Origin of the sequence: Pseudomonas sp. PMCC200344, from assembly GCF_030053095.1 — a bacterium.
Classification (GTDB): Bacteria; Pseudomonadota; Gammaproteobacteria; order Pseudomonadales; family Pseudomonadaceae; genus Aquipseudomonas; species Aquipseudomonas svalbardensis.
The window spans coordinates 1,320,670-1,343,293 of record NZ_CP125618.1; the positions used below are offsets into that span (position 1 = coordinate 1,320,670).

The window sequence follows — 22,624 nt, forward strand, 5'->3', positions numbered from 1 at the left end:
CGAGCAGGCTCGCTCCCACAGGGTTAGCGAAAGCCCTGTGGGAGCGAGCCTGCTCGCGAAGGCGGACTGCGCAACGCAGCCAATCGTCGTTTTATGCCCCCGCTTTTAAACCTTTTCCATTTTCTGTGTTCTAGTTATCACTCGGCGGTTTGCGCAGTGGGTTTTGCGCCACTAAACTGCCATCATTGATCCCGGACATGTACTCATGCGTATAGACGGCGTTCCCTCTCAGTCCTACCCCATCAAGCGCAAGCCTCGCAAAGGCCCTGTGGCGGATGACGACTACGTCGATATCGACGGCGAGCTGGAAATTCCATCCGAAGAGCAAATGGCCGCCCGCGCCGCCAAAGCCTCTGCGCAACGCTTGAGTAATCTCCCCGCCCGTCAACAAGACATGATTTATCACCGTGCCATGAGCAACAGTGTCGCGAAGGCCCTGGCCAGCTACCTGAGCACCGCCGGTTTTGTTGATTGGGATTCGGATGTGCTGGGCCTCGACTTGTACATCTGATGCAGCTGCCTTACTACCTGGGCTGTCCGTCCTGGAGTGAAAACGCCTGGCGTGACTACCTGTATCCGCAAGACGCAAAACCCGCCGAATTTCTGAATCTCTATTCCCAAGTGTTCAACGCCGTGGAAGGCAACACGACCTTCTACGCGAGCCCGGCTGCGACCACCGTGCAGCGTTGGGCCGAGACCATGCCCGAACACTTTCGCTTCACTGCCAAGTTCCCCGGTGACATCAGTCACAGCGGTGATCTGCGCGAACAATTGACCGCTGTCGAAACCTTCCTGCAATTGCTCAGTCCCCTCGGTGAGCGGGTTTCACCGCTGTGGCTGCAACTCTCCAAAAGCTTTACACCTCAACGACTGTCAGAGCTTGCCGGTTTTATCGACGCCGTGGACCGGCCTCTGGCGGTTGAAGTGCGGCATGACGAGTTCTTCGCCAAGGGCGATGCCGAGCGAATGCTCAATCGCCTGCTACTGGATCGCGGTGTCGAGCGTATTTGCCTCGATCCCCGCGCGCTGTTCAGCTGCACATCGACCGATCCTTCTGTACTTCACGCCCAATCGAAAAAGCCCAGGGTGCCGCCGCGTCCGGCCGCCTTCACGCAATGTCCGCAGGTACGCTTCATCGGCCATCCACAGCTTGAGGCCAACGACCCGTTCCTGCTGCCATGGATCGAGAAAATTGCCGTGTGGATCGAAGAGGGCCGCACGCCCTATATCTTCCTGCACACCGCCGACAACCTGCTGGCCGCCAAACTGGCGCAACGTTTTCACGCAAAACTGATGCTGCGTTTGCCTGGCTTGCCGCCGCTGCCTGAGCTATACAGAGAGCCCGCTGCCGAGCAACTTGGCCTGCTCTGAAGCGGATTCCTTGCCCTTTTCAGGAGCCTGCCAATGGATGCGCAAACCCTTCGAGCCCAAGCGTTCAAAGCACTGCACGAACGCGTGGGGGCTTTTGTCATTCCCAACCCATGGGACGCCGGCTCGGCGAAAATGCTCGCCAGCCTTGGTTTCGAAGCGCTGGCGACCACCAGTGCCGGATACGCCTTTTCCAACGCCCGCCCCGATGGCGCGCTGACGCTGGACGACACCCTGGCAAACGTTCGGGCGATTGTTGCGGCAACTGATCTGCCCGTCGCCGTCGACCTGGAAAACGGCTTCGCTGACGATCCAGCCGAATGCGCACAGAGTATTTTGCGTGCGGCAGAGGCCGGCGCGGTTGGTGGCTCGATCGAAGATGCCACGGGCCGTCAAGAAGCGCCGATCTACTGCTTCGAACATGCCGTGGCGCGCATCGAGGCTGCCGTGGCAGCCGCTCGCAGCTTGCCGTTTCCCTTTATGTTGACCGCGCGAGCGGAGAACTTTCTGCACGGCAATCCTGATCTCGCCGATACCATTCGCCGCTTGCAGGCGTTTGCCGAGGCAGGTGCCGACGTACTTTATGCGCCGGGTCTGCGCAGTGCTGAAGACGTGTTGGCGGTGGTCCGTGCTGTGGCGCCGAAACCGGTGAATGTGTTGATGTCTGGCGGACTGAAATTGACGGTCGAGCAGTTGAGCGAAATGGGCGTCAAGCGCATCAGCGTCGGTTCGGCTCTGGCGCTGGCGGCGTATGGGGAGTTTTTCCGCGCTGCCGAAGAGATCAAGACATCGGGCACGTTCGGGTTCACGTCGCGGTCCATGCCGTATGCCCAGGCCAATCAATTGTTCAAGGGCTGACGATGCGGTTTCGGTGGTGGCTGCTGTTGATGCTGTTAATTCTTGGCGCGGCAGCCGTGAGCGTCTGGCGTGGCTGGATCTCGCTGCCACCCCATTGGAATCCCTGGGCGCCGCTGGACGTGAAGGCCGCGCCCAATTTTCTGACCCGCTACAAACTGATGCGCCTGCGCGATGATCCGCAGTTGTGCGATCAAGCCCTGAGCAGCTCTGGATTGCGCGTAACCCATCAGGCCGACAGCCCCGACGCCACGTGCCCGTTGATCAACACCTTGCGTGTGCAAGGCGGCGAGGTGGCGCTGAGCAGCAGTTTCCTCGCCAGTTGCCGCCTGGCGGTGTCGTTCGCCCTGTTCGAACACCACGCCCTGCAACCCGCGGCGCAAGCGGTCTATGGTCAAGCAGTAACGCGTGTCGACCATCTCGGCAGCTTTGCCTGTCGCAACGTCTACGGCCGCGAAAATGGCAGGCGCAGCCAGCATGCCAGTGCCGATGCGCTGGATATCGCCGGTTTTCGCTTGGCCGATGGCCGATCCATCAGCGTGCTCAAGGATTGGCCGAAGGATAATCAGGACGCACGGTTTTTACGTCAGGTCCGCGATGGCGCCTGCGACATGTTCAGTGTGGTCTTGAGTCCGGATTACAACGCCGCCCATCGCAATCACTTTCATGTGGATGTCGGGCCGTGGTGGGTGTGTCGCTGAGGGCTTGTTATTGAAAGTCAGGCGGCGATGCGCAGGTTTTGCAGGACGATCGGGCGAGCCCAGCCGTTATCGAAATCGAGTTGTTTCTGTTGCTCCACCCGCTCTTCGGGCGAGAACGGCGGGAACGGTTTGTCCAGCAGGTGCAATTCGAACTCGGCGATTGGCAGGTGCAGCGGACGCGGCTGCGGTGCCGGGCCGGCTTCGGGTACAGGCTGGCCGGCGGTGAGTACGATCGGACGGACCCAGCCACTTTCGAAGTTCTGCTGCTGCTGTTGAGCGACGATTTCTTCCGGCGGGAACGGCGGGAAGGGTTTGTCGGCCAAGTCCATTTCGAACTCGGCAATCGGCAGGAACAGCGGCTCTGGCGGTTTGACCTGGGTTTCTTTCACATCGCATTCGCGTTGGGAAACGATGTGTGCGTAGAGCTCGCTGCCGACGGTCGGCTCGACCGGGCTCTCGAGATCAACCGGTGGGAAAGTCCCGCAGGCAGGCACCACATCGCTCGACTGTTCGGCCAGGGCCTGGGCAAAAAAATCCTGCCACAGGTGACTGACGCCGCTCAGTGCTTGGGAGTTTCGTAGACCAAAATCGCCATGACGCGATAGGTAGCCTATGGATGTGGTTTGAATGTCTGACATTTCTCTCGGTCGACGCTCAGCTCTGGCAAAATGCTCGATAGTTTTGTTATCGGCCGTTTTTGCCGATCATTAATTTTTTGAGCGTGTTTTCTCATGATTGAGCAACCTGCGGCCTGCCGCATCCATGTCGAGGCCCTGGCCGCGACTTTTCAGCCACAGGCCGAACAATGGGCCGAGCGCCTGGGTTTGCCGATGCAGGTGGATGACGGTGAGTTCGCTTTGCAGGTCGGCGACCAGGGTTTGCAGCTGCAGCAACTGGGCCCGGACGCGCCGGGGCCGGTGCGGGTGGACTTTGTCGAGGGCGGTGCGGCCCATCGCCGCTTGTACGGCGGCGGTAGCGGTCAGATGATCGCCAAGGCTGTCGGGGTTGCCCAAGGCGTGCGTCCGCGCGTGCTGGATGCCACGGCGGGGCTGGGCAAAGATGCGTTCGTGCTGGCGAGCCTGGGCTGCGAGATGAGCCTGATCGAGCGTCAGCCGCTGATTGGCGCGTTGCTTGAAGATGGCCTGGCACGCGGCGCGGAAGACTTTGACGTGGCGCCAATCGTGGCGCGGATGCGCTTGCTCAAGGGCAATTCGATCGAGGTGATGCGCAATTGGGAAGGCGAGCCGCCGCAGGTGATCTACCTCGACCCGATGTTTCCCCATCGTGAGAAAACGGCCCTGGTGAAGAAGGAAATGCGCCTGTTCCGGCCGCTGGTAGGCGATGACCCGGATGCGCCTGCACTGCTCGAAGCGGCGTTGGCGTTGGCCAGCCACCGGGTGGTGGTCAAGCGCCCGCGCAAGGCGCCATGCATTGAAGGACCGAAGCCGAGTCATGCGCTGGACGGTAAATCGAGCCGGTATGACATTTACCCGAAGAAAGCGCTGAAGCCTTAAGACCGCGTCGCCCCCCTTCGCGAGCAGGCTCGCTCCCACAGGGGATCTACGGTGTTGCATAGATCCAGTGTGGGAGCGAGCCTGCTCGCGAAGGGGCCGATCAGACAACCGAAACCTATCAGGCTGTCTCTGGCCGATACGCCCGCATAAACAACTCCACCACTTCCTGCACATGGCTCTCGGCCGCATCCCCGGTCAGCGGCTCGCCGCAGCCATAAAGCAGCCTGAAATTCCCCGCACCCTTGAGCAGACAGAAGAAATGCTCGGCCGCATTGCGCGGTTTGTCGATGCTCAACGCGCCGCTGTGATCAACCTTGGCCAGCAACCGCTCCATGCCCTGCAGCATGCGCTCAGGCCCGGCCTCGAAGAAGATCAGCGAGAGTTTCGGGTCCTGGCTGCCCAGCGTCATCATCAGCCGATGCAGGTTGACCGATTCGTCGCTGTTGATCAGCTGATGAAAGCCGCGCGCGATGTTTAACAGCACCGTTTCTACGGCAGTGCCGTCCGGCAATTCGAAAAACAGCGTCGGCAATTGCTCTTCGCACTTTGCCATCACGGCAGCGGAGAACAGCGTCTCCTTGTCGTTGAAATGGCTGTAGACCGTCAGCTTTGACACACCGGCCTCGGCCGCGACGGCGTCCATGCTGGTATTCGCATAACCCTTGCTCAGAAACAGAATTTTCGCCGCATCGAGGATCGCCTGGCGCTTGGCCAGATCCTTGGGACGGCCCGGACCGTTGGGTGCTGAAAGATTGTTCGACATTCTTCGCTTTTAATACTGGACTGGTGAGTTTGCTATTAATAACATACCGCTCAGTATAATTATTCCAAGCACCATTAGCGAAAGGTCCTTCACCATGTTCCGCTATGCCTTGCCCCTCGCGTTGCCAGTCAGTCTGGCGTTTTTATTGTCTGCGTGTGGCCACGAAGAGGCGCCTCAAGTCACCGTTCGCCCGGCCATGGTCGTGCAGCCAGAGCCATCGGCCCAGGCGATGGAAAGTTTCCCCGGTGAAGTCCGTGCACGGTTTGAGCCGGACCTGGCGTTTCGCATTGGCGGTAAAGTCAGTCGACGACTGGTCGAGGAAGGGCAGCGGGTCAAGGCCGACCAACCTCTGGCGGAGCTCGACCCTCAGGACGTACGCCTGCAACTGGAAGCCACCCGTGCCCAGGTCGCCGCTGCCGAGGCCAATCTGAGCCTGGTGCGCGCCGAACGTGATCGTTACAAGACCCTGATGGACCGTCAGATGGTCAGCCGTTCGCAGTACGACAATTCCGAAAACCTTTACCGATCCGGTGAAGCACGCCTCAAGCAAATCAAAGCCGAATTCAACGTTTCGACCAATCAGGCCAGTTACGCTGTGCTGCGTGCGCCTCAGGATGGGGTTGTGGCTAAGCGCGCAGTTGAAGTCGGGCAAGTGGTGGCGGCCGGGCAAACCGTATTTACCCTCGCCACCGATGGCGAACGCGAAGTGTTGATCAGCTTGCCGGAGCAGAGCTTTGGCCGCTTCAAGGTCGGTCAGCCAGTGTCAGTCGAACTCTGGACCCAACCCGACCAACGTTTCGCCGGGCGCATCCGTGAGCTGTCGCCCGCTGCCGATCCAAAATCGCGCACCTTTGCCGCCCGGATAGCCTTCACCGCCGGCAAGGTTCCCGCTGAACTCGGCCAGAGTGCCCGGGTGTTCGTTCAAACCTCCGATGTGGTGCCGCTGTCGGTGCCGCTTTCCGCGCTGACCGCGGAAAATGGCGCGACCTACGTCTGGGTTGTCACTGCCAACAACACCTTGAAGAAAACCCCGGTCCGGGTCGGTGCCTTCGGCGAGAAAACCGTACCGGTGCTCGAAGGCCTGAATGCCAGCGACTGGGTGGTGGCCGCTGGCGTCCATGTGCTGCTTGAAGGACAGCAAGTGCGCCCGGTGGATCGCTCCAACCGCGTGGTCAATCTGGCGGACAAGGAGTAATCCCCGATGGGTTTCAATCTTTCCGAATGGGCGCTGCGTAATCGCCAGATCGTACTGTTCCTGATGCTCTTGCTGGCAGTTGTTGGCGCACTGTCCTACACCAAACTCGGCCAAAGTGAAGACCCGCCGTTCACCTTCAAGGCCATGGTGATTCGTACCAACTGGCCTGGGGCCACGGCGCAGGAAGTGTCGCGTCAGGTCACCGAGCGCATTGAAAAGAAGCTGATGGAAACCGGCGAGTACGAACGCATCGTTTCGTTCTCCCGTCCGGGCGAATCACAAGTGACGTTCGTCGCCCGTGATTCCATGCATTCGGTGGACATCCCGGACCTCTGGTATCAGGTTCGCAAGAAGATCGGGGACATTCGTCAGACCCTGCCACCGGGCATCCAGGGGCCATTCTTCAATGATGAGTTCGGCACAACGTTTGGCAATATCTATGCGCTGACCGGCGAAGGTTTTGATTACGCGGTGCTCAAGGACTACGCCGACCGCGTGCAGATTCAGCTGCAACGGGTCAAGGATGTGGGCAAGGTCGATCTGCTCGGGTTACAGGACGAGAAGATCTGGATCGAACTCTCCAACGTCAAACTCGCCACCCTCGGCCTACCGTTGTCGGCGGTGCAGCAGGCCCTTGAAGAGCAAAACGCAGTGTCCACCGCCGGGTTCTTTGAAACCAGCAGTGAGCGATTGCAGCTACGCGTCTCGGGGAATTTTCAGACGGTCGAAGAGATCAAGAGCTTTCCGATCCGCGTCGGTGATCGTACGTTCCGCATCGCCGATGTGGCGGATGTACGTCGGGGTTTCAACGATCCGCCAGCGCCGAGCATGCGCTTCATGGCGGAAAACGCCATCGGTCTGGCCGTGGCCATGAAGGACGGTGGCGACATTCTGGTGCTGGGCAAGGCGTTGGAAATCGAGTTCGACCGGATCCAGAAAAATCTTCCTGCCGGTATGCAGCTGCGCAAGGTCTCCGACCAGCCCGCCGCCGTGAAAAGCAGTGTCGGTGAGTTTGTTCAGGTGCTGGTGGAAGCGCTGGCGATCGTCCTGTTGGTGAGCTTCTTCTCCCTCGGTGTGCGCACCGGCATGGTGGTCGCGCTGGCGATTCCTTTGGTGCTGGCGATGACGTTCGCCTGTATGTATTACCTGGGAATCGGTTTGCACAAGATTTCCCTCGGGGCGTTGGTACTGGCACTGGGTTTGTTGGTGGACGACGCGATCATCGCCGTGGAAATGATGGCGATCAAAATGGAGCAAGGCTTCGACCGGATCAAGGCGGCCAGTTATGCCTGGACCAGCACCGCATTCCCGATGCTCACCGGCACACTGATCACCGCCGCCGGCTTCCTGCCGATTGCCACTGCGCAGTCGGGCACGGGTGAATACACCCGTTCGATCTTCCAGGTGGTGACCATCGCGTTGTTGGCCTCGTGGGTGGCCGCTGTTGTGTTTGTGCCTTATCTGGGGGAAAAACTCCTGCCGGATCTGGCGAAGATTCATGCAGCCAAACATGGCACCGGCGACGGCCAGTCCGACCCTTATGGCACGCCGTTCTATCAGCGCGTCAGACGCCTGGTGGAGTGGTGCGTACGGCGGCGCAAGACGGTCATTGTCCTGACGGCCGTGTTGTTTATCGGTTCTGTCATCCTGTTTCGCTTTGTGCCGCAACAGTTCTTCCCAGCATCGGGTCGTCTGGAATTGATGGTCGATCTGAAACTGGCCGAAGGCGCCTCGTTGAGCAACACCCGCGATGAGGTCAAACGCCTCGAAGCACTGCTCAAGGATCACGCCGGTATCGACAACTATGTCGCTTATGTGGGCACCGGTTCGCCACGTTTTTATCTGCCGCTGGATCAACAACTTCCTGCAGCAAGCTTCGCGCAGTTTGTAGTCCTGGCCAAAACCATCGAGGAGCGCGAAGTCCTGCGCACCTGGCTGATCGAAGCCCTCAAGGAACAATTCCCGGCCCTGCGAGCGCGGGTGACACGTCTGGAGAACGGGCCGCCGGTTGGCTATCCGATGCAGTTTCGGGTCACCGGTGAGCACATTGAGGAAGTTCGCGCGCTGGCCCGTAAAGTGGCCGCCAAGGTTCGCGAGAACCCGCATGTGGTCAACGTCCATCTGGATTGGGAAGAGCCGAGCAAAGTCGTTTATCTGAACGTCGATCAGGACCGCGCACGGGCGCTTGGCGTGAGCACTGCGAACCTGTCGACGTTCCTGCGAAGCTCTCTGACTGGTTCCAGCGTCAGCCAGTACCGTGAAGACAACGAGTTGATCGAGATTCTGTTGCGCGGCACGTTGCATGAACGCACCGAACTGTCGCTTCTGCCAAGCCTGGCGGTGCCGACCGACAATGGCCGCAGCGTAGCGTTGTCGCAAATTGCGACCCTGGAATACGGCTTCGAAGAAGGCGTCATCTGGCACCGCAACCGCTTGCCGAACGTGACGGTCCGCGCCGACATCTACGGCAAGGAACAACCGGCGACGCTGGTGAAGCAGATCATGCCGACCCTCGATCCGATTCGCGCCGAACTGCCCGACGGCTACTTGCTGGAAGTCGGTGGCACGGTGGAAGACTCGGCTCGCGGGCAGAATTCGGTGAAGGCCGGTGTGCCGCTTTTCATCGTGGTGGTGCTGACGTTACTGATGCTGCAACTGCGCAGTTTCTCACGCACGATAATGGTGTTTCTGACGGCGCCTTTGGGTTTGATCGGTGTGACCTTGTTCCTGATGGTATTCCGTCAGCCGTTCGGTTTCGTCGCCATGCTCGGGACGATCGCGCTGTCCGGGATGATCATGCGTAACTCGGTGATTCTGGTGGACCAGATCGAGCAGGACATTGCTTCCGGGCTCAAGCCTTGGCAGGCGATTATTGAAGCCACGGTGCGGCGTTTCCGGCCGATTGTATTGACTGCACTCGCGGCGGTGCTGGCGATGATTCCGCTGTCGCGTAGCGTGTTCTTCGGGCCAATGGCGGTGGCGATCATGGGCGGGTTGATTGTGGCGACGGCGCTGACGTTGCTGTTTCTGCCAGCGCTGTATGCGGCGTGGTTCAGGATCAAGAAAGACCCGGTCTAACGTCCTACGTGTATTTCAGATCCCTCTGATATTGAGTCAGAGAGATCTGAGTGCTGTACTCAAGACTCAGTTTTATGAGTTTTTGAGACAGCAATAATGAAAAAGCCACCCATTTTGATGGGGAGGACCGACCCGGTATTCGACCTGTTGGGGAAGTCACCCCACAAGGAACGCCTTTCGGACTACCTTGCCCTGCTCAAGCCGCTGGACGATCAGGGGCGTTATCTGCCTTTCGATGAGTTGCGCTACCGCTGGGCGCCGGGGCTGGATTCTAATCTGTGCTGGGCGCTGGTGAAGAAAGCCCGGACTGCGCAGTACTCAAGTTTGTTGCCGCTGGGCGAGCCGCTTCAATGGGGCAATTTTGTGCTCACGCCGTTGGCGCAGAAAGCTATTTCCGCCGTCGATCGACAAGCCACAACGGCCGAGCTGGAGTACATGACCAGTCAGATTGGCGAGCATGCGCACTTCAGCTATCTGCTCAACGATTTGATCGAAGACGAAGCCATCAGCAGCAGCCAGCTCGAAGGCGCGGCGACCACCACGCGGGTGGCCAAGGACATGCTCAAACGCAATCGCCTGCCGCGCACGCCGGATGAGCGAATGGTGATCGGCAATTACAAGATGATGAATTTCGCCTGGGAAAAGCGTTATGACGCCCTGAGTGTCGAACTGATTTCAGCCATGCACCGGGTGGGTGTCGAGGGCATTGATGACACGCAATATTCGCCGGGGGAGTTCAGGGCCAACGATGATGTAGTGGTGCAGGACGGCGAGGGCAACACCGTGCATACACCGCCGCCCGCAGCAGGGCTGATGTCACGATTGCGGGTGTTGTCGACGTGGATCAACCAGCCCCATAACGATCCCGATCAAGTGGATTACCTTCATCCACTGACCAAAGGCATCGCACTGCATTTTGCTCTGGGCTATGAGCATCCGTTCCGCGATGGCAACGGCCGGGTTGCGCGGGCGCTGTTTTATTGGTTCATGTTCAAGAATGACTTCTCTGTCTTTCGCTACATTGCGATCAGCATTTTGCTGCGCAGTGCGCCGGTGAAATACGGGCGGTCGTATCTGAACACTGAGGCTGATGACCTCGATCTGACTTATTTCATCGATTTCCAGTGTTCGGTCATCCTGCGGGCTGTCAGCGGTTTCACCGAGGCATATCGGAAAAGTCTGGTGTATGCCGAGTTTTTGAGAAGCGAAAGATCGGTCGCGAGTGGGTAATGCCGATCAGTTAAGGAACGACACAATCCGTAGCAGCTGGCGAAGCCTGCGTTCGGCTGCGCAGCAGTCGTAAAACCTGAGTTTGCGGTCTTCCTGAAACACCGCATCGTCTGATTTCACGACTGCTGCGCAGCCGAACGCAGGCTTCGCCAGCTGCTACGGATCGCGTTTTGGCTTAACTGATTGGCATTAGGCGCGAGTGGGTCTTCTTTCTGAGGGCTCAAAACACAACCCCGTTCTGATCGTTCCCACGCGGAGCTGGGAACGATCAGCGGGAGAGAGTATTAGAGGGTACCAAACACCTTCTTCGCCAAACTCGTCGCTGCTGCTGCAGGATTCTGGCGAATGGCTTCTTCCTGTTTACCAATCATCTCGAACAGACCGTTCAACGCCTGCTCGGTCACGTAGCTTTCGATGTTGGCGCTCTTCGCATCCACCACACCCATCGTCGCGGCTTGCCCGGCGAACGAGTTGTACTGCTTGGCCAGGCCCACCTGGTCGGTGGCTTGCTTGACGATTGGCAGGAACTTGACGCGGATCTGTTCGCGGCTGGTTTTGCTCAGGTACTGAGTGGCCGAGTCCTTGCCGCCGCTGAGAATGCCCTTGGCATCCTCCACGCTCATCTTCTTCACCGCGTCCACCAGGATTGGCTGGGCCTGGGTCACGGCGGTTTCAGCCGCTTTGTTCATGCTGGTTTCCAGCTGGTCGACCTGGTCGCCCATGCCGAACTGCTTCATCTTGCTGGCGACTTTGCCCAGTTTGCCCGGCAGTTCGATTTTCACGTCCGGGTTGTTGCTGAAACCGCCCGGCGTGCCGAGTTGTTTCACGGCCAGCTGCGCGCCTTGGGTCAGGGCGTCCTTGAGGCCGCCGGTGGCGTCTTTTTGCGACAGGTCGCTGAGTGACAGCGCCAGGGCGCTGGCGGAGATCATCAAGCCTGCGCACAGGCCGGCGAAGCGAAGGGTAGGGCGGAACATGGCAGCTTCCTTTGTTCAAAAATTGAGAGTTAGCGAGCGGCGTCGACGCGGATTTTCAGAGGCTGCGGGTCGCTGCCATCCAGCTGCACGGCGTGATGTTCGGTGGTGATGAACATCAGTTCGCCATTCACTTCGATCCGTGCGCTGACCGAATAACGATGACCCGGTTTGACCTGCGTTGGATCGTAACTCAGATGAAACGGCAGCGGCACCTGGCCTTTGACCGGGCCTTTCTGTTCGTCAAGGACCACGGCAGGCGCATCGGCCAGAGACACGTCCTGTAGGCTGACACTCAACGTGGCGCTCGGTGGCAGGGCAATGCGTTGCAGGTAGAACACTTCGCCATCGAGGGAGGTTTTAGCGGCGGGTTGCATCGACTGACAGGCGCCCAGCAGGGTCGTCATGGCCAATAAAGAGAGTTTTTTCATCGGAGATCTCCGTATCGAAGGCGCCAGAAGAGGCCTGGCGCCCGTAGGAATTTAGTCGGATAGAGTCGGAGCCGCGACCTGATCCGCCGCATCTTCACTGCGATGCAATGCGACCTGACGGATCGACAAGCGAATCTCCGCTGGCAACACCCGCTTGGCCGCGCCTTCGGCCAGTTCGCCGAGCAGTTCGTGATAGCTCAGCTTGCCGGCCTCGTCGCGCTTGAGTACGTCCAGATCCAGCATCGTCTGGATGAAGTGGCGGAACAGGCTCTTGTCGAAGAACTCCGGGGCGTTGAGGCCATGCAGGATCGACAGGCGCTGGGCCATGACCGTGCACAGGTCTTCCAGCTCTTCGGCGCTGATGCTGTTCTGACCGCTGTTGAGCAGCAGCGAGACCGTCATGTAAAAGCGCTGCAAGGTCTGGGCGATGCTTTTCGACAGCAGGGTCAGCAGCACGAAATGCCGCGAGCTCGGCGCTGGCCGCAGGTAGACATCATTCTCAAAACGCAGCAGACCTTGCTCGACGAAGGCTTCGAGCCATTGGTCGATCACCGCATCCAGCTCGTCCAGCGACCAGCGAATGAACAGCTCCGATTGCAGGTACGGATACAGCGCGCGGGTGTAGCGCAGGATCTGTTCTCGGCTCATGCGCGAGGCGCTCTGGAAGAAGCTCGCCAGCAACGCCGGCAAGGCGAAGATGTGCAAAACGTTGTTGCGGTAGTAGGTCATCAGGACGGCGTTCTGCTCGTCCAGGTACAGAATCTTGCCCAGGGCATCGCTCTGCTCGGACAGCAGGTCCATGTCCTTCACATGCTCGATCAACGCCTGGCCGTCTCCGTCCGGCAGCGTGGTGTGCGGCGAATACGGGACCTTGCGCAACAGCGCCAGATACAGATCGAGCACCCGTGCCATCGCACGATCGTCCAGGGCCAGGCGGCTGGTGGACAGCAACGCCAGCGCCACCAGATTGACCGGGTTGATCGCCGCCGCTTCGTTCAGATGCTGTGCGACTTTCTCGCCGAGGCGGTTGGTGGTTTCGTTGAGCCAGGCCGGTTTAAACTGCGGGCCGTGTTCCTGTTTACGCCAGTCCGGCTGTTCGCTGTCGAGGAATTCCGCCAGTTTGATCGGTTCGCCAAAGTTCACCGCCACTTGGCCGAAGCGCTGCTTGAGGGCGCCGATGACTTTGAAGATGTCGAAGATCGATTCTTTCTTCTTGCTCGCGCCACGCAGTTCCCCGAGGTAGGTCCGGCCTTCCAGCACGCGCTCGTAGCCGATGTAGACCGGGATGAAGACGATCGGCATCCGCGACGAGCGCAGGAAGCTGCGCAAGGTAATCGCCAGCATGCCGGTTTTCGGTTGCAGCATGCGCCCGGTGCGCGAACGGCCACCCTCGACGAAGTACTCCACCGGGAAGCCTTTGGTGAACAGGGTGTGCAGGTATTCGTTGAACACCGAGGTGTAGAGCGGGTTGCCTTTGAAGGTGCGGCGCATGAAGAACGCACCGCCGCGCCGCAGCAGACTGCCGATCACTGGCATGTTGAGGTTGATCCCGGCAGCGATGTGCGGCGGGGTCAGGCCGTTGCGGAACAGCAAGTAGGACAGCAGCAGATAGTCGATGTGGCTGCGATGGCACGGCACGTAGATCACTTCGTGACCCTGAGCGACCTTCTGCACGCCTTCGATGTGGTTGACCTTGATCCCGTCGTAAATCTTGTTCCAGAACCAGCTCAGCACCACTTCCAGAAAGCGGATCGCGGTGTAGGTGTAGTCGGAGGCGATCTCGTTGCCATAGCGCAGGGCCTGGGCCTTGGCTTTCTCCGGGGAGATGTTCTCTCGCTCGGCTTCGTCAAGGATCGCTTGCTTGACCAGCGGCTGATTCAGCAGGCCTTTGACCAGATTGCGACGGTGGGAAATGTCCGGACCGATCACCGCCGCTTTCAGGTTGCGGAAGTGCACCCGCAGAATTCGTTGGGCCATGCGCACGGTGCGTTCGTGGCCTTTGTTGTGATCGATCAGTTCACGCAGATGAATCGGCGCCGAGAACTGCACCCGGGTTTTGCGCCCCAGCACAATGATGCTCAGCAACCGGCGCAGGCGCCCGGTGACCGCCCAGCTGTCGGCGAAGAGCAATTTCCATGGGCTCGACTCGCTGTCTGGCGACTGACCCCAGAACACGCTGACCGGAATGATCTGCGCGTCTTCGGCGGCGTTCTGGCTCAACGCGCTGACCAGACGAGTCAAGGTCGGCGGTGCACCACGCTTATCCTGACGGCCGAGCCAATCGGGCTCTGGCGTCAGGTAAAAGAACGCCGCGGGTTCCTCCAGCGTACCTGCCGAGACCGGCAACACCGGGCGGGGCAAACCTGCCTTGCTGCACTCGGTATCGACCACGGCCAGGTCGGTCAGCGAAGGGTTTTGCAGGACGTAGAACACCGGCCGGCTGCGGTCGAGGTTGAGGGTGAACGACGACTGATTGATCGTCTCCGAGCGAACCCAGAGGTAGAGCAGTCGGCGCAAGGTGCCAAACACAAGACGGCGGAACGGGGAACGGGTCATACGGCATCTGCATGAGTGAATAAAACCGAGCGTTTGCTCGGGCGGTCGTAGGGGGCTTTCTCAACCAGTTTCGGCGCGGCGCGGAAACTGGTTGAGAAAGCCCCCTAGTGTGCCGTATTCGCCGAAAATCGGCAAAAAAGCGCCTAAGTAAAGTTGAGTTGAGAGTTTTCGCGCCTGTCATATACTCGGCGGCTCAACAATAAAAAGAAGGGGTACTGTTACATGGCAACGCGCGAAACCGGCAATGTGAAGTGGTTCAACGACGCCAAGGGTTACGGCTTCATTCAGCGCGAGGACGGGGTGGACGTGTTCGTGCATTACCGCGCGATTCGCGGCGAAGGGCACCGCTCGCTGGCTGAAGGTCAGCAGGTTGAATACGGCGTGGTGACCGGCGAGAAGGGCTTGCAGGCTGAGGATGTTGTAGGCCTGTAATCCATATATTACGGATCACCCAAAACCACTGTGGGAGATTCTATGTTGCAGGGCAACCCCGCAACCTCAGGCCGGGTGGTATTCGCTCTGATTTTTCATCAGGGCAAATGCCACCCGGCAGAGTTTCCGGGCAAGGGCCACCAAGGCCTGGGTTTTCGAGAAGCCTCTTGCCAAATACGACTCGTAAAACGGTTTCCATTTAGCTGAGCGACAGGCTGCCATTGCGGCGTTGTAAGCCAACCGGCGGACTTCCGGATCCCCTTTTTTTGTCAGGTGCCGGGGGCCGTTCTTCTTCCCGGAGTCATCGACCGTAAGGTCCATCCCTAGAAACGCGATGAACGCATCACTATTGGCAAAATCACCGCGCATAAAGGTCGTCGCCAACCCGGTTGCAGTCAGTTCGCCAACCCCTTCGATGGCTTTGCAGCGGTCGATATTCTCTTCAATACCCGCCTCTTTGCTGACCTTGCGCAGCAGTTTCTGAATGGCCTGATCCGCTTGCTTGAAGGCCTTTTGCTGGGCGCTCTGTACTTTCTTCAACAAGGGTTCATTGGCCCAGCTCAGCATCAGACCGGCATGGTTCTGGATCAGCGTTGCACGTCTGTGGAGCAGGCTTTTCAGCGAGGTGTAGGCCTTGGGTGGTGGGCTCCAGATCCGCAGTCCGTCTTGTTCGTTCGTCAAATAACGCGCCAGCAGACGGGCATCGCAGGGATCGTTCTTGGCTCGTTGGCCGATGCCGCGGCGATAGTTGCTCACCCGATAAGCATCCACGACATAGACCTGGTGCCCCATCGCATGGGCCAGCTCGACGGTGTCCAGGTGGTAGATGTTGGTGGCTTCAACGGCGATAGCGCTTTGGGCGGGCAATGTTTTAAGCCAGCGTTTGAGGGCTGTTCGATCGTTCTTGATGGTGTCAGTGGTTAGCCGGTCGGAGCGATAGACAACTATTTCGGCCTTGGCGATATCGACGCCAACCACCGTCTGCGAAGTAAGGATTGTCATGACGAATCCTCGGAGCTAGGGTTTAAGAGCTTGTCGGGGTCTACCGTTGCGCTGGCTTGCCTCTATCGTCGGTTTTACCGATGAATTCCTTATCGGCGCTTTGGGTAGAAGGGGCGGGATGAGAAGTCTCCCACGGTCTGTACTGGTCAGAGTCAGAATCGAGCTTTTAGTCCCGCCCACCCCTTCAAGTCTAAACATACAAGCGAGCTTGCTCGCGATGAGGCCCTTTCAGTCAACATCAATGTTGAATGTCAGTTCGCTATCGCGAGCAAGCTCCCCCACAGGTTTTGTGTACAGCTTTTAGACAGTCTTCCAGGTGATTTCTTCTTCACCATCCGCGCTGATGCGCATCCAGCGATCCGCGGTCTCTTCACCTTCTTCCTCGACCCAGCTACCCGGTGCGCAACGCACTTCGACGTTCAGCGCGGCAAACGCTGCGCGGGCGCAGGCGATGTCGTCTTCCCACGGGGTCTGGTCGCTGTCCAGGAACAGGCTGTTCCATTTGCCCACGGCTTTCGGCAGCCAGGTGACCGACACGTTGCCGGCCTTGCACTTGTAGGTCTGGCCTTTCTGGACCCAGTCGGTGCATGGGCCCAAAGCAGTGCCGAGCCAGGCTGCGACGGCCTTGTAGTCGACGTCGGCGTCTTTCAGGTAAATCTCGATATCGGGTTGGCGCATGGATGTCCTCACTGCGGGTCTGAAAAATCCATTCGCGGATTTAGCCGGTCTACGGCAAATGCCGAAGACCAAAAAATTAAAAATTATTGAAGTACGAAGTAATCGTAGCGCATTGAAACAGTGACCTCGAACGGCTCGACCTGTTCGATGACCGCCGCCCGGCGTTCAGCACTGGCGCGCCAGCCGTGGGGCGTCATGGCCAACAGGTTCGCCCGGTCCTGACCACTTGCAAGCAGCAGTTTGAACTCCAGGGTTTCGCTGTGCTGCAGCGCCATGCCTTCCGGCACCAAAGCCAGATGCTTGTCGTCGGTGTATTCACGCACTTCGTCGTAAAGCCGCTCACGCAATTCCATCAGATGGCCGCTGGTCGGCCCGACTTTCATCAAGCCACCACCGGGGCTGAGCAGGCGTTTGGCTTCCTCCCAGTCCAGCGGGCTGAAGACGCTGGCGAGAAACTGACAGCTGCCGGAGGCCAACGGCACCCGCGCCATGCTGGCGATCAACCAGGTCAGCTGCGGGTTACGTTTGCAGGCGCGTTTGACGGCTTCCCGGGAGATATCCAGCGCGTAACCGTCGGCGCTCGGCAAAGCCTCGGCGATTTGCGCGGTGTAGTAACCCTCGCCACAACCGATGTCCAGCCAGCGCTGCGGTGCGTACTGAGCTGCCAGTTCGGCCAGACGCTTGGCCACCGGCGCGTAATGGCCGGCGTTCAAAAAATCGCGTCGGGCTTCGACCATCGCCAGGTTATCCCCAGGGTCGCGGCTGTTCTTGTGCTGCACCGGCAACAGGTTCAGGTAACCCTGACGCGCACGGTCGAAACGATGCCCGGCGGGGCAGGCCACGCCGTTGTCCACCGCGTTCAGCGGTTCGCTGCAGATCGGGCAGGCCAGCATCAGGCGAGCAACTTGATCAGGGTCTGGTAGTAGATTTCGGTCAGCACATCGAGGTCGGCAGCCAGTACACGCTCGTTGACCTGGTGAATCGTCGCGTTGACCGGGCCCAGTTCAACCACCTGCGTACCCATGGTCGCAATGAAGCGCCCGTCGGAGGTGCCGCCGCTGGTGGAGGCTTTGGTTTCGCGACCGGTAATGTCCTTGATGCTCGACGCGACAGCATCCAGCAACGCGCCCGGTTCGGTGAGGAACGGCAGGCCGGACAGCGCCCAGTCGATGTGCCAGTCCAGGCCATGTTTGTCGAGAATATCGGCGACGCGCTTTTGCAGGCCTTCCACGGTGGATTCGGTAGAGAAGCGGAAGTTGAACACCGCCACCAGGTCACCCGGAATCACGTTGGTCGCGCCAGTGCCGGAGTTCACATTGGAAATCTGGAAGCTGGTCGGCGGGAAGAAATCGTTGCCGTGGTCCCAGTGCTCGGCGGCCAGTTCGGCCAGTGCCGGGGCGGCGAGATGGATCGGGTTCTTCGCCAGGTGCGGATAGGCCACGTGACCTTGCACGCCGCGCACGGTCATCTTGGCACCGAGGGAACCGCGACGGCCGTTCTTGACTACGTCACCCACCAGGGTGGTGCTCGACGGTTCGCCGACGATGCACCAGTCCAGACGCTCCTTACGGGCGGCAAGGCGTTCGATCACCGCTTTGGTGCCGTGGTGCGCCGGGCCTTCTTCGTCGCTGGTGATCAGGAAAGCGACCTTGCCCTTGTGATCCGGGTAGTCGGTGACAAAACGCTCGGCCGCCACAGTCATGGAGGCGAGGCTGCCTTTCATGTCCGCCGCGCCACGGCCGCAGAGCATGCCGTGTTCGTCGATAACTGCGTTGAACGGGTCGATCTGCCAGGCAGTCACCGGGCCGGTCGGCACCACGTCGGTGTGGCCGGCGAAGCACAGCACCGGACCGTCGTGTTTGCCGTGGGTCGCCCAGAAGTTATCCACATCTTCGATGCGCATTGGCTCAAGCGCAAAACCGGCATCGCCCAAGCGCTGCATCATCTGCTTCTGGCAATCGGCGTCGACCGGCGTCACGGACGGACGGCGGATCAGGTCGATGGCGAGTTGAAGGGTCGGCGAAAGGTCGGCGTGGGCCGTCATGGGGAACTCCGAAAGCTGGGGGGCAAGGCGCGCAAAATGGCGGTTATCTTAAAGCAAAACGGCGGCCATTGGCCGCCGTTTAGTGCATCTGGAACGATTTAGACCGCCGGTGCCGGTTCGGCCTCGACCGAAGGTTTCGGCAGCGAAGACAAGAACGCCATGATCAGCGCCGCCAGGTACGGCAGCGACTGTACGAGCAACATCGTCACCCAGAAGCGCATGTCGTTGCTTGGCAGGCCGTTCACCAGGAAAATCCCCAGTGCCGCGCTCCACAACAGCAGCATGATGAACATTTCTTCGCGAGCTTCCGAAATCGCCACCCAGAAGCCGTGGTTATCGGCGTTTTTCGGGGTGCGGAAAAACGGAATGCTGCTGGTGAAGAAGCCGTACAGCACCGCTTTGGCGATGGTATGCGACAACGCCAGACCGGCCAGTGCCGCGCAGAATGCGTCCTTGAGGTTGACCCCGACCGCACGGCGGTACAGGAAGATGATCTTGCCAACCTTGAACACGAACAGCGCCAATGGCGGGATCGCGAAAATCAACAACGGTGGATCGACCCGCTGCGGCACGATGATCATCGCTGCCGACCACAACAGGGCGCCGACGGTGAAGAAGATGTTCATGCCATCCGCCACCCACGGCAACCAGCCCGCGAGGAAGTGGTAACGCTGGCCACGGGTCAGCTCGGTGTCCTTGCCGCGCAACAGACTGGCGGTGTGACGCTTGATGATCTGAATCGCTCCATAAGCCCAGCGGAAACGCTGCTTCTTGAAGTCGATAAAGGTATCGGGCATCAGGCCTTTGCCGTAGCTGGTGTGGTAATACGCCGCTGACAAGCCTTTTTCGAAAACACGCAGACCCAACTCGGCGTCTTCACAGATGCACCAGTCAGCCCAGCCCAGTTCCTCGAGCACCGAGCGCCGGGTCATGGTCATGGTGCCGTGCTGGATAATCGCGTCACGGTCGTTACGGGTGACCATGCCGATGTGGAAGAAACCTTTGTATTCCGCGTAGCAGAGCTTCTTGAAGGTGCTTTCGTTCTGGTCGCGGTAATCCTGCGGCGACTGCACCACGGCGATTTTTGGATCGGAGAAGTGCGGCACCATGTGCTTGAGCCAGTTCGGGTCGACGCAGTAGTCCGAGTCGATCACCGCAATCACTTCGGCATCCTTGGCGGTGTGCGGAATCAGGTAATTCAACGCGCCGCCCTTGAAACCGGCCAACGGTGCAACGTGGAAGAACTTGAAGCGCGGGCCGAGGGTTTCGCAATAATCGCGCACCGGTTCCCAGACCGCCGGGTCCTTGGTGTTGTTGTCGATGATCAGGACTTCGAAGTCCGGATAGTCGAGGTTGGCCAGGGCGTTGAGGGTCTGTTTGACCATCTCCGGCGGCTCGTTGTAGCAAGGTACGTGAATCGAGACTTTCGGTCGGTAGTCCGAATCACCCACCACCGGCAGGAATTCACGCCGGCGTTTGTGGGTCCAGACCGCTTCGGCCAGTTCATGGGCCTCGGTCAGCAGCACGATAAACACCCCGAGTGCGCCGAGGGCAAGCAAGAAGCCCACCGTCAGGCTGAACCAAGTGCTGTATTGCTGGCTGTAGTCGTAACCGATCCACACCAGCACCGAACCACAGAGGAACGCGATGAAGGTCAGGAAGGTGCGGCCACGTTGACGTAATGCCGAGCCGTCGATCATCAGCAGGGTCAGGGACAGCAGAGCCAACACCACCGAACCGATGGCCAGCACGCGCCATTGCGGGATCGCGACGACCGGGCCTTCAAAGTTGAATTTCTGCTGGCGCGCGGCGTTGAAAACACCCCAGTAAGCGCCCACGGAACCTTCGTCACTGGCCTTCCACGGTTGGTCAAAGGCTTCGATCACGAAGTAATTGAAGCCCTGGCGATTGAGCTTGTTGACCAAGGTCCGCAGATAAATCGCCTGGTCTGCCGGCGACGCGTCGGCGCCACCGCGCATACGGCCGTTGCTCGGCCAGCCGACTTCCGACAGCAGCAGCGGTTTTTTCGGGAACATCTTTTTCAGATCACGGGCGCGGTCGAGTACGAACTGCCCGGACTGCTCCATCGGAACATGTTCCCAGTACGGCAGGACGTGGGCGGCGATCAAGTCGACGTGCTTGGCCAGGCTCGGGTTTTCTTCCCAGACGTGCCATTGCTCGGAGGTCGTCACCGGTACTTTCACTGCCGCGCGGACGCGATCAAGGATCACGCTCAGTTCGGCGGCGGTAATTTCCTTACGGAAGATCGCCTCGTTACCGACCACAACGCGAACCACGCTGCGGGAGGTATTGGCCAGGTCAATGGCGCGCAGGATTTCACGCTCGTTGCGCGCAAGATCCGGGCTGATCCAGATACCCAACGTCACGCGCAAACCGAATTCTTCGGCGAGCTTGGGGATATCACCCAGGCTGCCATCGACCGAGTAAGTACGGATGTTGTCCGTCAGCTTGCTCATGATCTCCAGATCGCGACGCATTTCATCGTCGGTCGGGTATTGCTCTTTTTGCGGGTACTGCCCTTGCTGGAATGGCGAGTACGAAAAGCCGGAGATCTGTTCAGGCCAGTTGGGGGCGGTGACCGGGCGATTGATCAGCGCCCAGAAGCCGGTAAACAAGGCTGCGATGGCGAGCACCACGACCAGGTTGAGTCCAAATTTACGCGATGACATAGCTATTTCAGGTTCCGGAGGCTGTGGAACGAAGGAACGGTCTGCGGCTGGCTGCTAAAGGGGCAGAGGGCGCGCATCCTACACCGGGCGTTCACTGACCGTACAGCGGACAGGGAAATGCCGGACGTTGGGCAATCCAACTCGGTTTAAGTTCTTTCGTTGGACCTTGTAGGTTAAATCTTGGTTCTGTGTAGGCTGATTAAAGAGGTAAAGACGCCCGTTCATAGCCCAAAGATGCTCTTGGCCGCCGACGGCCCTATAATGCGCGCCGGTTTTTGGGGTAATGGTCATGAGTACAGAAGATCCGCGGTTTGCAGGCATCGCCCGTTTGTATGGCATCGACGGCCTGGAGCGATTGCGCGCGGCCCACGTGGCGATCGTCGGCGTGGGTGGCGTCGGTTCCTGGGCGGCGGAAGCCGTCGCCCGTTGTGGCGTGGGCGAGATTTCGCTGTTCGACCTGGACGACGTCTGCGTCAGCAACGCCAACCGTCAGTTACACGCGCTGGACAGCACCGTCGGCAAACCCAAGGTTGACGTGATGGCCGAGCGCCTGCGCGGGATCAACCCGGACTGCACCGTGCACGCGGTGGCGGATTTCGTCACCCGCGAGACCATGGCCGAATACATCACGCCGAACATCGACTGCGTCATTGATTGCATCGACAGCGTGAATGCCAAGGCGGCGCTGATTGCCTGGTGCAAGCGCCGCAAGATTCAGATCATCACCACCGGCGGTGCGGGCGGGCAGATTGATCCGACGCTGATTCAGGTTTGCGATTTGAATCGGACCTTCAATGATCCGTTGGCCTCGAAAGTGCGCTCGACCTTGCGCCGGGATTACAACTTCTCACGTACCGTGACCCGCCATTACAGCGTGCCGTGCGTATTTTCCACCGAACAACTGCGCTACCCGAAACCGGATGGCAGCATTTGCTTGCAGAAGAGTTTTGTCGGGGATGGCGTGAAGCTCGACTGCGCCGGAGGGTTTGGTGCGGTGATGATGGTGACGGCGACGTTTGGCATGGTCGCGGCGACCAAGGCTGTGGATAAGATTGTGGCGGGTGTAAGACGCCCCGCGGATCGGGTTAAACCTGCTTGAACCGTGATCGTTCCCAC

General features: G+C 59.5%; 19 protein-coding genes and 1 pseudogene. 10 read left to right on the forward strand and 10 right to left on the reverse strand.

The window, feature by feature from the left end; genetic code table 11:
* Positions 1 to 205: 205 nt before the first annotated feature.
* Genes QFW87_RS05865 through QFW87_RS05880 form a run of 4 tightly spaced genes read left to right on the forward strand, consistent with a single transcriptional unit; the run spans position 206 to position 2,924 of the window.
* The gene (locus QFW87_RS05865) at positions 206 to 511 is read left to right on the forward strand and encodes a hypothetical protein (RefSeq protein ID WP_283183182.1); all 306 of its coding nucleotides are present in this window, start codon (positions 206 to 208) and stop codon (positions 509 to 511) included.
* Entirely contained in the window at positions 511 to 1,371 is an 861-nt protein-coding gene (locus tag QFW87_RS05870; RefSeq protein WP_283183183.1) for a DUF72 domain-containing protein, read from the forward strand. Before QFW87_RS05865 ends, QFW87_RS05870 begins: the two co-directional genes overlap by 1 nt.
* 33 nt (positions 1,372 to 1,404) lie before the next feature.
* The gene (locus QFW87_RS05875) at positions 1,405 to 2,226 is read left to right on the forward strand and encodes an isocitrate lyase/phosphoenolpyruvate mutase family protein (RefSeq protein WP_283183184.1); all 822 of its coding nucleotides are present in this window, start codon (positions 1,405 to 1,407) and stop codon (positions 2,224 to 2,226) included.
* Positions 2,227 to 2,228: 2 nt separating this feature from the next.
* Entirely contained in the window at positions 2,229 to 2,924 is a 696-nt protein-coding gene (locus QFW87_RS05880; protein WP_283183185.1) for an extensin family protein, read from the forward strand.
* Positions 2,925 to 2,941: 17 nt separating this feature from the next.
* Here QFW87_RS05880 and QFW87_RS05885 read toward each other — a convergent pair whose 3' ends face one another.
* Complete coding sequence (locus QFW87_RS05885; RefSeq protein ID WP_283183186.1) at positions 2,942 to 3,562, reverse strand: energy transducer TonB; 621 nt, start codon at positions 3,560 to 3,562, stop codon at positions 2,942 to 2,944.
* 96 nt (positions 3,563 to 3,658) lie between these two features.
* Here QFW87_RS05885 and QFW87_RS05890 point away from each other — a divergent pair, with 96 nt between their 5' ends.
* Complete coding sequence (locus tag QFW87_RS05890) at positions 3,659 to 4,438, forward strand: class I SAM-dependent methyltransferase (RefSeq protein ID WP_178082710.1); 780 nt, start codon at positions 3,659 to 3,661, stop codon at positions 4,436 to 4,438.
* Positions 4,439 to 4,556: 118 nt separating this feature from the next.
* On the opposite strand, the gene QFW87_RS05895 is transcribed toward QFW87_RS05890, so the two are convergent.
* Positions 4,557 to 5,201: a TetR/AcrR family transcriptional regulator gene (locus QFW87_RS05895; protein WP_283183187.1), complete on the reverse strand. Its 645-nt coding sequence runs from the start codon at positions 5,199 to 5,201 to the stop codon at positions 4,557 to 4,559.
* A gap of 94 nt (positions 5,202 to 5,295) precedes the next feature.
* Between QFW87_RS05895 and QFW87_RS05900 the strand changes: the two genes are divergently transcribed.
* From QFW87_RS05900 to QFW87_RS05910, 3 genes are all read left to right on the forward strand, one after another.
* Positions 5,296 to 6,396 carry an efflux RND transporter periplasmic adaptor subunit gene (locus tag QFW87_RS05900; RefSeq protein ID WP_283183188.1) on the forward strand — a complete coding sequence of 367 codons (1,101 nt, stop codon included), beginning with the start codon at positions 5,296 to 5,298 and terminating at the stop codon, positions 6,394 to 6,396.
* A gap of 6 nt (positions 6,397 to 6,402) precedes the next feature.
* Entirely contained in the window at positions 6,403 to 9,474 is a 3,072-nt protein-coding gene (locus QFW87_RS05905; RefSeq protein WP_283190033.1) for an efflux RND transporter permease subunit, read from the forward strand.
* Positions 9,475 to 9,570: 96 nt separating this feature from the next.
* Positions 9,571 to 10,704 carry a Fic family protein gene (locus QFW87_RS05910; RefSeq protein WP_283190034.1) on the forward strand — a complete coding sequence of 378 codons (1,134 nt, stop codon included), beginning with the start codon at positions 9,571 to 9,573 and terminating at the stop codon, positions 10,702 to 10,704.
* Between the two features lie 284 nt (positions 10,705 to 10,988).
* On the opposite strand, the gene QFW87_RS05915 is transcribed toward QFW87_RS05910, so the two are convergent.
* The 3 genes from QFW87_RS05915 to plsB are packed head-to-tail and all read right to left on the reverse strand — an operon-like array spanning position 10,989 to position 14,662.
* The gene (locus tag QFW87_RS05915; RefSeq protein ID WP_283190035.1) at positions 10,989 to 11,678 is read right to left on the reverse strand and encodes a DUF4197 domain-containing protein; all 690 of its coding nucleotides are present in this window, start codon (positions 11,676 to 11,678) and stop codon (positions 10,989 to 10,991) included.
* Between the two features lie 29 nt (positions 11,679 to 11,707).
* Positions 11,708 to 12,106, reverse strand: a complete 399-nt coding sequence (locus QFW87_RS05920; RefSeq protein WP_283190036.1) for a YbaY family lipoprotein — start codon at positions 12,104 to 12,106, stop codon at positions 11,708 to 11,710.
* Positions 12,107 to 12,157: 51 nt separating this feature from the next.
* Complete coding sequence (plsB, locus tag QFW87_RS05925) at positions 12,158 to 14,662, reverse strand: glycerol-3-phosphate 1-O-acyltransferase PlsB (protein ID WP_283190037.1); 2,505 nt, start codon at positions 14,660 to 14,662, stop codon at positions 12,158 to 12,160.
* Positions 14,663 to 14,884: 222 nt separating this feature from the next.
* On the opposite strand from plsB, the gene QFW87_RS05930 reads away from it, so the two are divergent.
* The gene (locus QFW87_RS05930) at positions 14,885 to 15,094 is read left to right on the forward strand and encodes a cold-shock protein (RefSeq protein ID WP_008146705.1); all 210 of its coding nucleotides are present in this window, start codon (positions 14,885 to 14,887) and stop codon (positions 15,092 to 15,094) included.
* A gap of 40 nt (positions 15,095 to 15,134) precedes the next feature.
* Here QFW87_RS05930 and QFW87_RS05935 read toward each other — a convergent pair.
* The 5 genes and pseudogenes from QFW87_RS05935 to QFW87_RS05955 form a co-directional block, all read right to left on the reverse strand.
* Positions 15,135 to 16,096, reverse strand: a pseudogene (locus tag QFW87_RS05935) (IS110 family transposase).
* Between the two features lie 300 nt (positions 16,097 to 16,396).
* A complete protein-coding gene (locus QFW87_RS05940) occupies positions 16,397 to 16,774 on the reverse strand; it encodes a hypothetical protein (protein WP_008146702.1) in 378 nt (125 codons plus the stop codon).
* Between the two features lie 83 nt (positions 16,775 to 16,857).
* Complete coding sequence (locus QFW87_RS05945; RefSeq protein ID WP_283190038.1) at positions 16,858 to 17,667, reverse strand: putative RNA methyltransferase; 810 nt, start codon at positions 17,665 to 17,667, stop codon at positions 16,858 to 16,860.
* Positions 17,667 to 18,818, reverse strand: a complete 1,152-nt coding sequence (dapE, locus tag QFW87_RS05950) for a succinyl-diaminopimelate desuccinylase (protein ID WP_283183196.1) — start codon at positions 18,816 to 18,818, stop codon at positions 17,667 to 17,669. Before dapE ends, QFW87_RS05945 begins: the two co-directional genes overlap by 1 nt.
* Before the next feature lie 98 nt (positions 18,819 to 18,916).
* Complete coding sequence (locus QFW87_RS05955; protein ID WP_283190039.1) at positions 18,917 to 21,508, reverse strand: glycosyltransferase; 2,592 nt, start codon at positions 21,506 to 21,508, stop codon at positions 18,917 to 18,919.
* 283 nt (positions 21,509 to 21,791) lie between these two features.
* On the opposite strand from QFW87_RS05955, the gene tcdA reads away from it, so the two are divergent.
* Positions 21,792 to 22,607 carry a tRNA cyclic N6-threonylcarbamoyladenosine(37) synthase TcdA gene (gene tcdA / locus QFW87_RS05960; RefSeq protein WP_283183198.1) on the forward strand — a complete coding sequence of 272 codons (816 nt, stop codon included), beginning with the start codon at positions 21,792 to 21,794 and terminating at the stop codon, positions 22,605 to 22,607.
* The last annotated feature ends 17 nt before the right edge of the window (positions 22,608 to 22,624 follow it).

Coding starts and splice junctions, on each gene's coding strand:
- QFW87_RS05865 (WP_283183182.1), top strand. CDS start 206: ATGCGTATAGACGGCGTTCCCTCTCAGTCCTACCCCATCAAGCGCAAG.
- QFW87_RS05900 (WP_283183188.1), top strand. CDS start 5,296: ATGTTCCGCTATGCCTTGCCCCTCGCGTTGCCAGTCAGTCTGGCGTTT.
- QFW87_RS05905 (WP_283190033.1), top strand. CDS start 6,403: ATGGGTTTCAATCTTTCCGAATGGGCGCTGCGTAATCGCCAGATCGTA.
- QFW87_RS05920 (WP_283190036.1), bottom strand. CDS start 12,106: ATGAAAAAACTCTCTTTATTGGCCATGACGACCCTGCTGGGCGCCTGT.
- QFW87_RS05955 (WP_283190039.1), bottom strand. CDS start 21,508: ATGTCATCGCGTAAATTTGGACTCAACCTGGTCGTGGTGCTCGCCATC.
- QFW87_RS05870 (WP_283183183.1), top strand. CDS start 511: ATGCAGCTGCCTTACTACCTGGGCTGTCCGTCCTGGAGTGAAAACGCC.
- QFW87_RS05885 (WP_283183186.1), bottom strand. CDS start 3,562: ATGTCAGACATTCAAACCACATCCATAGGCTACCTATCGCGTCATGGC.
- QFW87_RS05910 (WP_283190034.1), top strand. CDS start 9,571: ATGAAAAAGCCACCCATTTTGATGGGGAGGACCGACCCGGTATTCGAC.
- QFW87_RS05895 (WP_283183187.1), bottom strand. CDS start 5,201: ATGTCGAACAATCTTTCAGCACCCAACGGTCCGGGCCGTCCCAAGGAT.
- QFW87_RS05915 (WP_283190035.1), bottom strand. CDS start 11,678: ATGTTCCGCCCTACCCTTCGCTTCGCCGGCCTGTGCGCAGGCTTGATG.
- QFW87_RS05875 (WP_283183184.1), top strand. CDS start 1,405: ATGGATGCGCAAACCCTTCGAGCCCAAGCGTTCAAAGCACTGCACGAA.
- QFW87_RS05945 (WP_283190038.1), bottom strand. CDS start 17,667: ATGCTGGCCTGCCCGATCTGCAGCGAACCGCTGAACGCGGTGGACAAC.
- QFW87_RS05880 (WP_283183185.1), top strand. CDS start 2,229: ATGCGGTTTCGGTGGTGGCTGCTGTTGATGCTGTTAATTCTTGGCGCG.
- plsB (WP_283190037.1), bottom strand. CDS start 14,662: ATGACCCGTTCCCCGTTCCGCCGTCTTGTGTTTGGCACCTTGCGCCGA.
- QFW87_RS05940 (WP_008146702.1), bottom strand. CDS start 16,774: ATGCGCCAACCCGATATCGAGATTTACCTGAAAGACGCCGACGTCGAC.
- dapE (WP_283183196.1), bottom strand. CDS start 18,818: ATGACGGCCCACGCCGACCTTTCGCCGACCCTTCAACTCGCCATCGAC.
- tcdA (WP_283183198.1), top strand. CDS start 21,792: ATGGTCATGAGTACAGAAGATCCGCGGTTTGCAGGCATCGCCCGTTTG.
- QFW87_RS05930 (WP_008146705.1), top strand. CDS start 14,885: ATGGCAACGCGCGAAACCGGCAATGTGAAGTGGTTCAACGACGCCAAG.